This is a genomic window from Massilia sp. IC2-476, from assembly GCF_020707295.1.
Taxonomy (GTDB): Bacteria; Pseudomonadota; Gammaproteobacteria; order Burkholderiales; family Burkholderiaceae_D; genus Telluria.
In genome coordinates this window covers 47,366-61,837 of sequence record NZ_JAJFER010000010.1, presented here as the reverse complement: position 1 = coordinate 61,837, position 14,472 = coordinate 47,366, and the positions used below count along the sequence as shown (strand labels likewise).

Here is a 14,472-nt window from a genome sequence, read left to right as displayed (position 1 = left end):
ACACGCCGGCTGGCGGCAGGACGATGTGCGCGGTAGCGCCGCGGCCCGCCAACCCTGTGGCAGGGCGTCAGGCGGGCCATGGCGCGCCCGCAAAACTGATGTAGTTTATACCAAACACTGTTCCAGTCCGCGGATAAATACGTCTTTTGGTAAATTTTTACCAATAAACACCATTTTACTGCCACGGGTTTCGTCTTCGCCCCACTTTGCCCCCAGGTCGCTGCCCATGATTTGATGCACGCCCTGGAACACGACCTTGCGGTCGGCGCCCGCCATCGAGAGTACGCCCTTATAACGCAGCATCTGCGGCCCGAAGACCTGCACCATGCTGCCCAGGAACTGGTCGAGGCGCTCCGGATCGAAGGCGCGCTCGCTCTTGAAGACGAAGGCGGCAATGTCGTCGGTGTGGTGGCTGTGGTGGTGATCCTGGTGATTGCAGGCTTCGCCGTGGGCGTGGTCGTGATCGTGGCCGCAATGCTCGCCGTGCTCATGCTCGTGATCGTGATCGTGATCGTGATCGTGCGCATGCTCTTCAGCGCGCAGGAAGTCCGGATCCAGCTCCAGCTTGTCGTTCAGGTTGAAGCCGCGCAGGTCCAGCACTTCCGAGATCGGCGCACGGCCGAAGTCGCTGGTCGAGATCGGGGCGCGCGGGTTGATGCGGTGCAGACGCGATTTCAAGGCGTCGACCGCGGCCGCATCCACCAGGTCCGTTTTCGAGAGCAGGATCTTGTCGGCAAAGCCGACCTGGCGCTGGGCTTCTTCGTGCGTGTCCAGCTGCATCATGGCGTGGCGCGCGTCGACCACGGTCACCACGGCATCCAGCATGTAGTTGGCGCCCACTTCTTCGTCGACGAAGAAGGTCTGGGCCACCGGCCCCGGATTGGCCAGGCCGGTGGTTTCGATGACCACGCGATCGAAACTGATTTCGCCGGCGGCGCGCTTCTGCGCCAGGCTGGTCAGGGCGACGATCAGGTCGCCGCGCACGGTGCAGCAGATGCAGCCATTGTTCATCTCGACGATCTGCTCGCCGGTGTCGCGCACCAGGATCTCGTTGTCGATGTTTTCCTGGCCAAATTCGTTCTCGATGACCGCGATGCGCAGACCATGCTCCTCGTGCAGGATGCGGTTGAGGAGGGTGGTCTTGCCTGCGCCGAGGAAGCCGGTCAGGATGGTGCTTGGGATTGGTTCCATGTTCGCCTTGCTGTCGCTTGGGCCCGCTGTCTGCGCGGGAGAATCGGGCGATTATGCCGGATTTCGTGTTACATCACCATGAACCGTGCAGCGTCTTGACGTTGCTCAAGCTTCACGTTGTGTCCGCCTATTTTGCGCTTACTTGGTTTTTGCGCGCGGATGGGCCTTGTCGTACACCGCGGCCAGGTGCTGGAAATCGAGCGCCGTATAGATCTGGGTCGACGTGATGCTCGCATGTCCGAGCAGCTCTTGCACCGCGCGCAGGTCGCCCGAGGATTGCAGCACGTGCGACGCGAACGAATGCCGCAATACGTGTGGGTGGACGTGCACCGGCGTGCCGGCGCGCAGCGCGTGCGCCTTCAGCCGGGTCTGCACGACGCGCGGCGTCATGCGGGTGCCGCGGCTTGACAGGAACAGCGCGGCGCTGCCGTCGCGGGCCACGGGGCGCACGGCCAGCCAGGCGGACAAAGCGGCGCGCGCCGGTGCGCCGACGGGCACGCGGCGCATGCGCCGGCCCTTGCCGGTGACGACCACTTCGCCGGACTGCAGGTCCAGCCAGCCAAGCGAGGCGGGTAGGCCATTGCCGCCCTCGGTATAGACCATGTCGAGCGAAACGAGTTCCGACACGCGCAGGCCGCTCGAATACAGCAGCTCGAACATGGCGCGGTCGCACAGCTCGGCCGGTTCCGGGTGCCCGTGCGCATTCGCTTCCATCAGTTGCACCGCATCGTCCACCGATAGGGCTTTCGGCAGGGTTTTCGGACGGCGCGGCGCGCGTACGCCCTCGACCGGATTGGCGCTAAGCACAAGCTGGTGCGCCAGCCAGTCGAAGAAGCCGCGCCAGCCGGACAGCTTGCGCGCGATCGAACGCGGCGACTGGCCGCCGGCGTGCAGTTTGGCGGCGAAGCGGCGGACGTCGTGGTGGCTCAGTTTCTGCCAGTCCTCGTGGCCGGCCAGGGTAGAAAGTTCCTGCAGATCGCGCCGGTAGGCCGCGATCGTATGGGGCGAGAGCTGGCGCTGGGTGGCCAGCTCGCCCAGGTAGCGTGCGGCAAGGTCCGTCGGCGCCGCCGTCATGGGTTCAGGCGCGCAGCGGAGCCAGCGCGGTGCTGGCGGTGGCCGCGATGTGGACCAGGAAGTCGGTCGCCATGGTGGCCGTGAAGCGGTCGTCGTTCGGCGCGCCCAGCACCAGCATGCCGAAGGTCTTGCCCTCCATGCTCAGCGGCATCAGGACGGTCGAGCGCACCGTGGCCGGGTCGTCGAGCCAGCGTACGGCTTCGAAGTCGTTGTTCAGGCCGCAATAAGGCGCGCGCAGGCTGGCCGCGAACAGGCGGGCGTCGTCCGACACGCCGCTGGCGAACCAGGTGTCGGCATGTTCCGGCGCCAGGTTCCACAGGCGCAGCGTGACCTGCGGCACCATGAATTCGGTGCGCAGCGCATCGACCAGGTCGCGCGGCATGGCGGCGCCGCCCCTGGAGGCGAGCAGGGCCTGGTTCCAGGCATGGAAACGGTTGGCGATCGCGTGGTTTTCCTCGGCGCGGCGGGTCAGTTCGGCCAGGCGCAGTTCCAGCACGCGGTACTTGTCGCGCATGACTTCCATCTGGCGCTCCTGCAGCGACACGGCGCGGCCGGTCAGGGGGCTCGACAGCTTCACTTGGCCCAGCAGTCCGGCGTGCTCCTCGAAGAATTGCGGGTGGTCGATGAGGTATTGGGCAACGGCGTTGGCGTCGAGTGTCTCGATGGTCATGGAAGTAGGCAGGTAAAAAAGTCTATCCGTCATTTTACCTGACGGTCAGATATCGACGGACATAAAAAAAGACGCCCCAGTGGGGCGTCTCTTGGGGCCGGCAGCGCCTTAGAAGCGGTGGCGGATGCCGATCTGCAGCGAACGGCCGTCCGCGCCTGGGGTCTCGGTGAAGCCGCCCGGGTTGCCCGAGGTACCCGGCGAGTACTGCGCCAGGCCCTTGTTCTTGATGAAGGCTGCAACGGTGTAGACGTCGGTGCGCTTCGACAGGAAGTGGTCGTAGCCCAGCGCGTACAGGTTGGCGTCGCTGTTGGTGGCGGTACGGTCGTTCTGGTGTGCGTACTGCGCCATGATGCGACCGCTGCCCAGCTTGTAGTGTGCGCCGACCTGGTAGCTGTTGGCGTCCTGCTGGGTGTTGGCGGAGATCGCGCGGGTGAAGATGCCGCGCAGCTGAGCCTGGGTGGTCGCGGGGATGCCCTGCTGGGTCAGGACCGGGGTCACGCCCTGGTCCCAGCCGGCGGTGTAGTCGGCGATCAGGACCGAGTTGCTGTTGCGCTGGCTGTGGAAGCCGGCGAACAGTTTCCAGGTCTCGTTCAGCTGGTAGGAGCCGCCCACGGTGGTGGTGCGCAGGCTTGGACGGTTCTGCTGGTCGTAGCCGTGGTTGTAGCCGATGCCGACGTCGAAGCCATTGGCGGTGTAGGTGACGGCGCCGGCGCGGAACTTGTTGTAGCGGCCCAGGTAGCCCGAACCCTTCGGACCGTACATGAGCGAAGCGCCGATGCCGTTCGGCAGGGCGATGCGGTACTGGATGGCTTCCTGCGAGCGGATGTCCGCGCCCAGCGCGGTGAAGCCGGCGGTGCCGCCGGTCACGTGGCCCCAGGTGCCGCCGGTGCCCGATTCAAAGGTATCGGCCTTGTTGAACACTTCGTAGCCCGGGGTGTACATGCGGCCCAGCAGGACGGCGCCTACCGGCGTGATCAGGCCGACCATCGCGGTGCGGTCGAACAGCGCGCGTTCCTGGTTGACGGCCGGGCCGCCCGGCGGCTGGATCAGGGACTGCAGGCGCGACAGGATCGCAGGGGGGATGCCGGTCATGCCGCGCAGCAGGTAGGTGCCCGGATTGTCGTTCATCAGGGTCGGCTGCTGGGTGCCGGTGTCGAGCTCGACGCGCGCTTCCAGGTTGAAGATTGCCTTGTAGCCGTTGCCCAGGTCTTCGGTACCCTTGAAACCGATACGCGAGCCGTCGGCGCCGCCGCTGTAGATCTTGGTCGGGCCGCCCTTCTGCCACATCACGCCGGCATCGGCGATACCGTAGATCTGCACGCTGGTCTGCGCGAAGGCCGAAGTTGCGAAACAGGTGCCGAGCAGTGCGGCCAAGATACTTTTCTTCATTGCGTCTCCATGTAATTTGCGAACGAGCGTTTTCTTACTCGCATGCCAATATGCCATTGCTTCGGTGCACTGTACAGACTCCCAATGCAGGAGCGATAGCTGTGTGTAGTATCGTTGCTTAAATACTACAAAATGACTTGAAATGATAAGGGCGGGCATGGTTGCCCATGTCCGCCCTTGTTCGCGTAGGGCCCGCAGGCCCGTACCCGGCTGTGTCAGCTTAGAACGAGTGGTTCACGCCGACGTCGTAGTGGTTCACGGTCGACGGCAGGGCGGTCATGCCCTTCTTGCGCGATGCGTCCACGTACAGGTAGGTACGCTTCGACAGGCTGTACTCGTAGCCGAGCGAGAACTGCTTGACCTTCTGCAGGCCGTCGGTGTCCTTCTGGCCGTAACCAGCCAGGAACTTGCCCGGGCCCATGGTGTAGTTCGCGCCCAGCACCCATGCGTTGGTGTTGGCGTTGGCGAAACGGTTCTCTTCCTGGTCCTGCTTCGAGTACAGGCCCATCAGCTTCAGTTCAGGCGTGGCGGCGAACGATGCGCCGATCGACCAGACTTTCGATTCGATGGCGTTGCGCTCGTAGCCGGCCATGAAGGCTGCCGGACCGTTGTTGTAGGTGCCGGTGATCGAGAACGGGTTCGACGAAGCTTGTGCGCCGACCGGGAACTGCGGGTTGGCTGCGGTGCCGCGGCCGATCACGGCCGGGCCGCCACCGTTTTCCTTGGTGGCGACAGCAGCGTTCAGCTGGAAGCCGCTGGTGGTCGGCGAGTTGTACCAGACCGCGTTCGAGAAGCGGTTGTTCGAGTAGCCAGCCACGTCCAGCGGCTGCGAGGTGTAGCCTGCGACGGCGAGGTCGGTCCAGAAGCCGGCCGGGCTCGGCGAAGCATGGAAGGGCTCGAAGGCGCCGACGGTTTCGTGGTACGGGGTCAGGCCGCGACCGATGCGGACCATACCGAAGTCGCCCTGCAGGCCGACGCGGCTCTGGCCCTGGAACAGCGGACGCTGGGTGCCGTTGCCGCCGATTTCATTGGTGCCGGTGTCCGGCTCGTAACGCATTTCCAGTTGGAACAGTGCCTTGAGGCCGTTGCCCAGTTCTTCGGTGCCCTTGAAACCCAGGGTGTTCGAAGCGCGCTTGCCGATGTTCAGGGTCTGGCCGCTGCGCTTGATGACGCCGGCGTCGATGGTGCCGTAGATCTGGACCGAGGTCTGTGCTTGCGCGGTGCCGGCAGCGAATGCGCCAAGCAGTGCGATAGCCATGAGGGATTGTTTCATTATTCGTGTTCCTTTTCTTAAGTGAATCTCAGCTATCCCTGGCATTGAGGGTCAACACCGAATGCCGGGATAGCTGCACCTTAAATGCTTGAGTCGTCAAGATTGTCGGTTTTGTCAATTATGACGGGCCGAGTTGGTCGAAAGCCAATAAATCGAATCGTGCTGTTGTATTTTTGAAACGCGTGTCAAAAAGCATGTAACAAATCCACCATGAATAAGGATGTGTCCGCCAGACGAAACCGTTTGCGCGGCCTCAAGGAAGAATGGGATTGAACCAGAGCGCCAGCGACGACGCCGTAGACTCAGCGTCAAACCAAGGTGCACGGCAACGGCATTCCGGGATTTCTTGTATATTGGCAACATTTTGACGGGCGATGCATCCTGTTGCCCGATGCGCTGCCATTAGGTCCGCTCGATGTCCGCCATATTCCGTCGCCGCTGCACCGGCCGATCCACACCATGACAAGCTCCAATGGCTAACCGCGAAGAACTGGCGATCATCCGCAACGCCCGCGCCGGGCAGGCCGCTGCCCAGCTCGAGCTGGGCAAGCTCTACCTGTTTGGCAGCGCCGGCTTGCCGCAGAGCCTGCCGACGGCCCTGCACTGGCTCGAGCGCGCCGCGCGCCAGGATTGCCGGCAGGCCTGGCAGCTGATCGGCAACCATATTCCCCTGGCGCTGGCCCAGCCCAGCGCCACGGCGCTCGCGCCCTGGTACGAGCGCGCCTGGGAGGACGGCAGCGTGCACGCCGGACTGGTGTTCGCCCAGCTGGTGCTGGGCGACGGCACCGCCCCGCCTGCCACGCCGCTGTCGGCCAAGGCCCTGCGCGCGCTCGACGATGCGGCCCGTGCCGGATTCCCCGAAGCCCAGTGGCTGCTGGCGCGCCGCCGCGACGCCGCGCCGGTGTCGCCGGCGGCCAGCGGTCCGGCCCCGGTGTCGGCCCAGGGCTGGCTGCGGCGTGCCGCCGACAACGGCGTGGCCGAGGCCCAGTCCGCCGTGCTCGACCAGGCCTGGAAAGACGGGCACTGGATCGATTACCTGATACGCGCGCTGCCCCTGGCGCGGGCGCTGGTGAGCACCACGGCCAGCCAGGAAGGCGTGCACCGGCTGGCCCCGGGCGACATCGCGCTGCTGTCGCGCGTGGCGCGCCTGCTCGACGGGGGCAGTCACAACGACGAGCTCGCCAAGAACGGCCTGGCCGTCGCGCCGGACGAACCGCTGTGCTTCTGGGAACTCGCCTCAGCCGAACACGACCGCCACGCCCAGCTGGCCATGGGGCTGCGCTGCGCGCGCATGGGCGTCGACGGCCGCCGCATCGCCGGCGCGGGCGGCGCCGCCAACTTCAAGAAGGCGATCCGCTGGCTGACGCTGGCGGGCGAGCAGGGCCTGGCCCAGGCCTGGTATGCCCTGTCGCGCATCTATATCAAACCCGAGTTCTCGCAGCGCAACGTGGCGGACGCCCAGCGCTACCTCGAGCGCGCGGCCGAGATGGGCTACCGCGACGCCCAGCTCGAGTGCGGCCACAACGCCTGGCGCGCGCGCCGCGAGAACGAGAACAACGACGTCCGCGCCGTCTACTGGCTACAGAAGGCTTCGGCGCAGGGCTGCGCCGAAGCGGTGGCGCTGCTGCGCAAGATCGCTCCGCGCCTGTCCGCGCCGGCCTATGTCGAGACCGGCGCTTTGCTGGCCGGGCACGAAGGGGCGCTGGCGCCGCATCCGCTGCTGCACGCCCGGCTCGAACTGGCGGCACTGTTCGGCCTGTCGCGCGCGGAAGCGCTGCTGCTCGACGTTCCCGCCGCCGACCACGGCCACTGCCTCGTGATCGACATCCGCGCCAGCTACGGACGCAGCAAGCGCCGCCTGGTGCTGGTCGACACGGCCCAGGAACGCCACGCGCTGGACCGCATCGCGCGGCTGTTCGAAGGGATCGATTGCGGGCCGTCGGGGCCGGAGGGGAATTACCGGCAGCGGCTGTACCGGCTGCGGACCCTGGTGGGTGCGGGCACTAAAGGAGACGACGAGGGCGAAGGCCCTGGCGAAATGGGCCTGGCGGCCTGAGTTATCTCACGGAGCTGCATGAGGTCAGTCTGCTGCGTCAACCCTTGGCAGATCGTGTCGGGTACCGGGCCAGACGCCAATTTTATTTGCCGGGGCGATTCCGTCGGGCATAGGGTCGATATTGCATGCGCCATAAGTGACGTCTATCCAGCTTAGATAGCCACGTTCATCGGTGAACAAAAGCATGGTGATCTCCTCGGGGTGGTTAGACGCGAACGCCAGTTCGTAAAAAACGCCTGCCCCTTCTTGCAATGGTCGAACCGTGGCCTGAGCAGGTACTTCAAACCCGAATCCATGGCAGCCACAATTGCAAAGCTCACTGATCTTGCCGATGGCAACATGGCTTCGCAATAACTCGTTGAATGGCACATCTTGCGTCAGCAAGAAGCTCAGCCAATTTGCGGCCTGCTGTTGAGAGTTCGCCATAACACCTCCTGACAAGCGTTGAAGACCTTACTTTCCCGATGGCTTGGAAGGTCTTTTTTTCATCGCCGCCTTCACTTTGGCCGCAATCACTTCTTCAGGCTCGTAAATTTCGCGCGAACCGTCGCAGTCGTGGATCTCGTCCACGTTCGTCGTTTTAAAGATGATGTACCGATGGGAGATCGTCATTGGAATCCCGCAGTCGCCTCCGCCCAAGCCGGTCCGCAACACCAGGTTTCGAGCACGTGCCGCTCCTTTCAAGGTCCGGCTTACCGAGAACCGCCCTTCAACAAACGGCCATTTGCTACCAGCAGCATCCCTTACGGTCCTGGCTTCTTCAAGTGTCGCAACATAGATTGCGTCAGCATCCGTCACGAACTCGTCGAGCGACCTCGTTACGCATTTACATGCTACTGCTTCACCACAGCACAATCCCAACAGCAGAATACCAGCGAGAATGTTTTTCAAAAAACGCTCCTTAAAAAGTTCGCGCATCAGGACGTTCTAGCCCCGAAACATCTCCTTCGCCATATCGACGAAAGCCCGCGTCTGGGCCGGTAGCCAGGGTGCACCGGAAAACACCAGGTTCACCTCCATCGGCGCCGGCCGATGCGCGTACAGCACTTCCACCAGCTGGCCGGCATCGATCTCTCTCTGCACCAGCAGCAGCGGCGCCTGGATCAGGCCAAAGCCGGCCAGCGCTGCCTGGACCAGCGCCTGGCCGTCGTTGATGATCGCCCCGGCCTGCCAGGAGGCGGACTCGGGCGCCAGCTCCACCGGACGCGGCCGGCCGATGTCCGGCCGGCGGAAGAACACGCCCTCATGCTCCGCCAGGTCGGCCGGCACGCGCGGCGTTCCGGCCTGCGCCAGGTAACCGGGTGACGCACACACGACGAGGGGCGAGTCGGTGAGCTTCAGCGCGCGCAAATTGCTGTCCTTGAGCTGACCGAAGCGCAGCGCCAGGTCGTTCCGGTCGCGCACCAGGTCGCTGCGGCCGTCGGCGATGTTCAGACACAGCTGGACGCGCGGCCAGGCGGCACGGTAGCGGTGGAGGAGGGGCGCGAGCCAGGACAGGCAGCCGCTGGGGATCGACAGCGCCAGCTGGCCGGCCAGCCCGTCCGGCGCCGCCAGTTCCTGCTGCACCTGGTCCAGCCGCAGGATCAGTTCGCTCCACGCCTCGAAGGCCTGCTGGCCGCGCGCGGTCTCATATTTACGGGCGGTAACGGCATCCTGCGCCATGATGGGGTCGACACTCCCTGCCATGCGGGCACGGTGCTGCTGTGCCAGCCGAACGAGCTGCACCAGATCGTCAACAATGGCAGCGAAGACCTGCGTCTGTACGGCATCCTGGCGGTGTCGCCGGTCCCGGTCGTCGACGAGCACGGCGAAGCGATTCCGCTACCTTGGTGAACTGGATGAGGTCGCCGCACAGCGCTCCGGCCCGCCGCTTCCCCGCTTGAGCTCGATCGCAGCGACCTGCGGCGCCGGGAGGAAGGCGACGCCATCGCCATCGGTCCTGGCGTCGAACGTGGCGACAGCAGGCGTGAAGTGCTCGTACCCTCGGGCGAACGAACAGGCCTGCGCGAACGCGCAAGCGGAGGAGCTTCTTCATGAAGTAGCGCCTCGCCGCGAATGCGCCGGCAGTCAGGCGCAGCAAGAGGGAGAAAGAAGAGGATCGATGCTGGGAACGATACGGGAACTGATGCAGCCGCCTCCGGGCATGGCCTTCGACTTCAGCCAGCCCGCGGGAGAGCCGGCGCTGGCGCCGCAGGGCGGCGTGGCCTGGGAAGTGTTCGCCAACCCGGTGGCCCTGTTCGTCGGTGGCGTGACGGCGGTGCTGCTGGAACTGGCCGAACCGGCGGTACGCGCCGGCGTATGGGAACACAGCAGCTTCCGTCGCGACCCGGTGATGCGCCTGCGACGCACCGGCGCTGCCGCCATGATGACCGTCTACGGTCCGCGTTCCGAAGCCGAGAAGCTGATCGCGCGCGTGGTGCGCATGCACGGCAGGGTGGAAGGCCGCACCGCCGCTGGGCTGGCCTACCGCGCCAACGATCCGCAGCTGCTCGACTGGGTGCACGCGACCGCCGGCTTCGGCTTCACCGAGGCCTATCACCACTACGTCCGCAGCTTGTCGGCGGCCGAGCGGGATGCCGCGTTTGCCGAAGGCCGGCCGGCTGCCCAGCTGTACGGTGCAACCGGCACGCCCCGCAGCTGGCCGGAGTGGGAAGCGTTGCTGGCGGCGACCGCGCCGCGCCTGGAAGGATCGGACACGCTCGACGAGTTCCTGCAGACCATGACGGCAGCGCCGATCGCGCCGGCGCCGCTGAGGCGGCTGCAATCGCTGCTGGTGCGTGCGGCGGTGGAGATCGTGCCGGAACCGGTGCGCGCATTGCCGCAACTGCGCAGCCGCGGACTGCGGCCTGGGGAGGCAGTACTGGTACGTGCGCTGGCACGGATGGCAGCGCTGCTGCCCCTGGGCGATACGCCGCCGGTGCAGGCTGCGCGGCGGCTAGCCGCGTTGGGCTAGGTCGTTTGATTCTCTCCCGCCAGCGCTTTCACTGCTTTCTCCAGCGCACGTATTTTCTCGCGCATGCTGGACAGCTTGCGCACCAGCACGGCGACGCGTTCCCAGTCGGCATTCCTGGCGACCGGGAAATAGCCCGTGTAGCGGCCAGGTTCGGTAATGGAGTTCGGCACCATCGTGGCGGCCGTGATGTGGACGTTGTCGGCGATCTCGATGTGGCCGTTGATCATGGCTGCGCCGCCGAAGGTGCAGTGGCGGCCGATCCTGGCGCTGCCGGCGACGCCGACGCAGCCGGCCATGGCCGTGTGGGCGCCGATGTGGCAGTTGTGGCCGATCTGGATCTGGTTGTCGAGCTTGACCCCGTCTTCGATCACGGTATCGTCGAGCGCGCCGCGGTCGACCGTCGTATTCGAGCCGATGTCGACATCGTCGCCGATGAGGACGCGGCCGGTCTGCGGAATCTTGATGTACACGCCGTCTTCCACGGCGAAGCCGAAACCGTCGCCGCCGATGACCGCCCCCGAATGGATGATGCCGCGCGCGCCGATGATGCAGCGGGCATGGAAGCTCACGTTGGCGAATAGGTGGGTGCCTTCGCCGATGACTGCATCGACGCCGATGTAGCAGCCGGCATCGACGGCGGCCCCGGCCTTGATGGCAGCACCTGCCTCGACCGTCACGTGCGGGCCGATATGGGCCGTGGGGTCGATCTGTGCGGTGGCGTGTACCGCGGCGGTAGGATGGATGCCCGGTTCGGGTGGCGGCAACCGGGCAGAAGCGAAGTGCTGCGCGGCCCGGGCGAACCAGGCATAGGGATTGGCGGTGACGATGCGCGCGCCCGCGAAGCTGGCGGCCACTTCGGGGTCGTCCGCGGGCGCGAGGATCAGCGCCGCGGCGTGGCTGTGCGCGGCCAGCGCGCGCAATTTGCTGTTGCTGAGAAAACTGAGGTCCGAGGCGCCGGCGCGGTCGAGCGGGGTGATCGCCGTGACTTCGATGTCGGCATCGCCTTCCAGTCGTCCGCCGAAACGCTCAACCAGCTCGCCTAATCGGGTTCCCATGCTGTCCGCCTCATGTGGCACTGTCCGGGTTTTCGACAGGTGTCCGGATGGGCGGTTCCAGCGCTACCAACGCTCCCTAAGCTGGATCAAGCAGCGAAGGATCAGATCTCGACTTCGCCTTCGAACACGGTCACCGCCGGACCGCTCAGGTAGACCGGCTGGCCGACGCCGTCCCAGGCGATGCTGAGCTCGCCGCCACGGGCCGATACACGCACCGGCGAATCGAGCAGGCCGCGGCGGATGCCGGCCACCACGGCGGCGCAGGAACCGGTGCCGCAGGCCAGGGTCTCGCCGGCGCCGCGCTCGAACACGCGCAGCCTCACATGGTGACGGTCCACCACCTGCATGAAGCCGGCATTCACTTTCTGCGGGAAGCGCGGATGGGTTTCGATCGCCGGGCCCATGCTTTCCACCGGCGCGGTATCGACATTCTCGACCACCTGCACCGCATGCGGATTACCCATCGAGACCACCGATACGAACACAGTCTGGTCGCCGACCGACAGCGGCCAGGTCGTGTCCTCGCCTTCGGGCGCGCCGTCCAGGCCGGCGGCATCGAAGGGCACTTCGGCAGGATCGAGGCGCGGCGCGCCCATGTCGACCGTCACGCTGCCGTCGTCTTCGAGGCGCGGGGCGATGACGCCCTTCATGGTTTCGACGCGGATGCTGCGTTCGCCCGATAAACCCTTGTCGCTGACGAAGCGGGCAAAGGCGCGCGCGCCATTGCCGCACTGCTCGACTTCGCCGCCGTCGCTATTGAAGATGCGGTAGCGGAAGTCGACACCTTCGGTCACGGGGCGTTCGACCACCAGGATCTGGTCGGCGCCGATGCCGAAACGGCGGTCGGCCAGCCGGCGCCATTGTTCCGGACTCAGGTTCACGTCCTGGTTGATCGCATCGACAACGATGAAGTCGTTGCCGGCGCCGTGCATCTTGGTGAATGTCAGTTTCATGTCTGTTTCAGTCCAGCTTAACCAAATCCTGAATAGATTAGCTCAGCTTAATTATTCGTAGAATGAAGGCTCGCCCGGCGGCCGCGTCTTGAAGCGCTTGTGGGTCCAGAAGTATTCCGCCGGCGCTTCGCGCACGCGCTCTTCGATGAAAGCGTTCATGCGGCGGGTCGCCTCGACCATGTCGTCGCCCGGGTAATTCTCCCACGCCGGATAGAAACGCACACGCCAGCCCTGGTAGTTCGGCAGGTAGGTGGCGATCACCGGGATCACCTTGGCGCCGGTCGTGGCCGCGATGCGGCCCAGCGCGGTGAGCGTTGCGGCCGGAATGCCGAAGAAGGGCACGAATTCCGCGTCCTTTTCGCCGAAGTCCATATCCGGCAGCATGAAGTAGGGCAGGCCGTCGCGCAGCGCGCGCAGGATCGGCTTGATGCCTTCCTTGCGCGTCACCAGGCGCACCGGGCCGTAGCGCTCGCGGCCGTGGCGCAGCAGCTTGTCGAAGGCTTCGTTCTTCTGCGGCACATACATGCTGCACACCGGGATCACGCGCGAGGCGACGCCGGCCACGTCCAGGCACACGAAGTGCGGGCACAGCAGGATGGTCGGGCCGGCTTCCATCTCGCCCTTGGGCACGCTTGGCTCGACATGGATATAGCTGCGCACGCGTTCCTCAGGCGCCCACCACAGGATCGAACGCTCGAAGATGCTGCGCGCGTAGGCACGGAAGTGCTGCTTCGCGATCGCATGGCGTTCGCCCTCCGACTTTTCCGGCATGCACAGGCGCAGATTGGTCAAGGTGATGCGGCGGCGCTTGCCCATGATGAGGAACATCAGGCTGCCGATCGCTTCGCCGAGGCGGCCCAGGATGGGCAGCGGCAGGAAGTGCAGCAGCCACAGGGTACCGAGCAGGAGCCTCATGCCGCCACCTCAGCTTCCGGCCCGGCTACGCCTTCCGGCTGCTTGTAGCGGTTGTAGCTCCAGAAGTACTGGGCCGGGCAGCGCGCGATCAATTGCTCCATGGCGCGGTTGATGGACGCGGCCTGGTCGGCGGCGCTGCCCTCCAGGCTGCCCTCGAAGGGCACGAAGCGCACCACGTAGCCGCGGCCGCGCGCCAGGCGCTCGGCGTAGACCAGCAGGATGTCGGCCTTGCCCAGCTGGGCCAGCTTGGCGGGCAGGGTCATCGTGTAGGCAGTGCGGCCGAACCACGGCGCCCACACGCCTTCGCCTTCCTGCGGCACCTGGTCCGGCAGCAGGCCGATCGGCTCGCCGCTCTTCAGGGTCTTGGCCAGGATGCGCACGCCGGACAGGGTGGCCGGGGCGAGTTTCAGGTTGTGGCGGGCGCGCGCGCCTTCGACCAGGGGTTTCAGGGCGTTCTTCTTCGGCGGGCGGTACATGACGGTCAGCGCCGTCTGCAGGGCGATCTGCTGGGCGGTCATCTCGAAGCAGCCCAAGTGTGGCGTCAGGAACACGATCCCGCGGCCGGCGTCCAGGCGCTGCTGCACCAGTTCCCAGTTCTCGACGCTGGCGTGGCGCGCCACGCGTTTGGGGTCGGCGCACCAGACAAAGGCGAGTTCGATGATGGCCTTGCCGGCTTCGGCCACGGCCGCGTTCAGGTGGGCTTCGTAACCGGCCTGGGCCAGGTTGGCGCGCAGGCGGCGGCGGTAGGAGCCGGACAGTAAATACACGAGCCAGCCGAGGGCCGCACCAAGGGCATGCAAAAACGGCAATGGAAATACCGATAGTGCCCGGAATAAAGAAACTAACATGCGATTGACTAAGGTTGAAAGACGGAGGCGTGGTAGAGCAAAATTCTCGAAGGAAGCGTAAAATACCACTTTATGCAGGATCCGCCGAGTTAATA

Annotated in this window: 15 protein-coding genes; 3 read left to right on the top strand and 12 right to left on the bottom strand. The window is 65.4% G+C overall.

What is annotated here, in order from left to right; translation table 11 throughout:
- Window positions 1-105: 105 nt before the first annotated feature.
- The 5 genes from LK539_RS22140 to LK539_RS22120 form a co-directional block, all read right to left on the bottom strand.
- A complete protein-coding gene (locus LK539_RS22140; RefSeq protein ID WP_227803234.1) occupies window positions 106-1,191 on the bottom strand; it encodes a GTP-binding protein in 1,086 nt (361 codons plus the stop codon).
- A 138-nt stretch (window positions 1,192-1,329) separates the two neighbouring features.
- A complete protein-coding gene (gene xerC, locus LK539_RS22135; RefSeq protein ID WP_227803233.1) occupies window positions 1,330-2,265 on the bottom strand; it encodes a tyrosine recombinase XerC in 936 nt (311 codons plus the stop codon).
- A gap of 4 nt (window positions 2,266-2,269) precedes the next feature.
- A complete protein-coding gene (locus tag LK539_RS22130) occupies window positions 2,270-2,935 on the bottom strand; it encodes a DUF484 family protein (protein WP_227803232.1) in 666 nt (221 codons plus the stop codon).
- Between the two features lie 108 nt (window positions 2,936-3,043).
- Entirely contained in the window at window positions 3,044-4,324 is a 1,281-nt protein-coding gene (locus LK539_RS22125; protein WP_227803231.1) for a porin, read from the bottom strand.
- Window positions 4,325-4,544: 220 nt separating this feature from the next.
- Window positions 4,545-5,597 (bottom strand): porin, encoded by a 1,053-nt coding sequence (locus tag LK539_RS22120; protein WP_227803230.1) that lies wholly within the window; start codon window positions 5,595-5,597, stop codon window positions 4,545-4,547.
- Window positions 5,598-6,069: 472 nt separating this feature from the next.
- On the opposite strand from LK539_RS22120, the gene LK539_RS22115 reads away from it, so the two are divergent.
- On the top strand, window positions 6,070-7,653 hold the full coding sequence (locus LK539_RS22115) for a hypothetical protein (protein ID WP_227803229.1): 1,584 nt from the start codon (window positions 6,070-6,072) through the stop codon (window positions 7,651-7,653).
- A gap of 24 nt (window positions 7,654-7,677) precedes the next feature.
- Here the strand turns inward: LK539_RS22115 and LK539_RS22110 are convergent, their stop codons facing one another.
- Genes LK539_RS22110 through LK539_RS22100 form a run of 3 tightly spaced genes read right to left on the bottom strand, consistent with a single transcriptional unit; the run spans window position 7,678 to window position 9,339 of the window.
- Window positions 7,678-8,079, bottom strand: coding sequence for a hypothetical protein (locus tag LK539_RS22110; protein ID WP_227803228.1), 402 nt, complete (start codon window positions 8,077-8,079; stop codon window positions 7,678-7,680).
- 27 nt (window positions 8,080-8,106) lie between these two features.
- Entirely contained in the window at window positions 8,107-8,571 is a 465-nt protein-coding gene (locus LK539_RS22105) for a hypothetical protein (protein ID WP_227803227.1), read from the bottom strand.
- 9 nt (window positions 8,572-8,580) lie between these two features.
- Window positions 8,581-9,339 carry a substrate binding domain-containing protein gene (locus LK539_RS22100; protein WP_227803226.1) on the bottom strand — a complete coding sequence of 253 codons (759 nt, stop codon included), beginning with the start codon at window positions 9,337-9,339 and terminating at the stop codon, window positions 8,581-8,583.
- A 9-nt stretch (window positions 9,340-9,348) separates the two neighbouring features.
- Between LK539_RS22100 and LK539_RS22095 the strand changes: the two genes are divergently transcribed.
- On the top strand, window positions 9,349-9,486 hold the full coding sequence (locus LK539_RS22095; RefSeq protein WP_227803225.1) for a hypothetical protein: 138 nt from the start codon (window positions 9,349-9,351) through the stop codon (window positions 9,484-9,486).
- 268 nt (window positions 9,487-9,754) lie between these two features.
- On the top strand, window positions 9,755-10,606 hold the full coding sequence (locus LK539_RS22090) for an oxygenase MpaB family protein (RefSeq protein WP_227803224.1): 852 nt from the start codon (window positions 9,755-9,757) through the stop codon (window positions 10,604-10,606).
- On the opposite strand, the gene lpxD is transcribed toward LK539_RS22090, so the two are convergent.
- The 4 genes from lpxD to LK539_RS22070 form a co-directional block, all read right to left on the bottom strand.
- The gene (gene lpxD, locus LK539_RS22085; RefSeq protein ID WP_227803223.1) at window positions 10,603-11,661 is read right to left on the bottom strand and encodes a UDP-3-O-(3-hydroxymyristoyl)glucosamine N-acyltransferase; all 1,059 of its coding nucleotides are present in this window, start codon (window positions 11,659-11,661) and stop codon (window positions 10,603-10,605) included. The two genes, LK539_RS22090 and lpxD, sit on opposite strands and share 4 nt — an antisense overlap.
- A gap of 101 nt (window positions 11,662-11,762) precedes the next feature.
- Entirely contained in the window at window positions 11,763-12,614 is an 852-nt protein-coding gene (dapF, locus tag LK539_RS22080) for a diaminopimelate epimerase (protein ID WP_227803222.1), read from the bottom strand.
- Between the two features lie 51 nt (window positions 12,615-12,665).
- Window positions 12,666-13,529 (bottom strand): lipid A biosynthesis acyltransferase, encoded by an 864-nt coding sequence (locus LK539_RS22075; protein WP_227803221.1) that lies wholly within the window; start codon window positions 13,527-13,529, stop codon window positions 12,666-12,668.
- Window positions 13,526-14,377, bottom strand: a complete 852-nt coding sequence (locus LK539_RS22070; RefSeq protein WP_227803220.1) for a lysophospholipid acyltransferase family protein — start codon at window positions 14,375-14,377, stop codon at window positions 13,526-13,528. The genes LK539_RS22075 and LK539_RS22070 overlap by 4 nt, the downstream gene beginning before the upstream one ends.
- Window positions 14,378-14,472 lie beyond the last annotated feature (95 nt).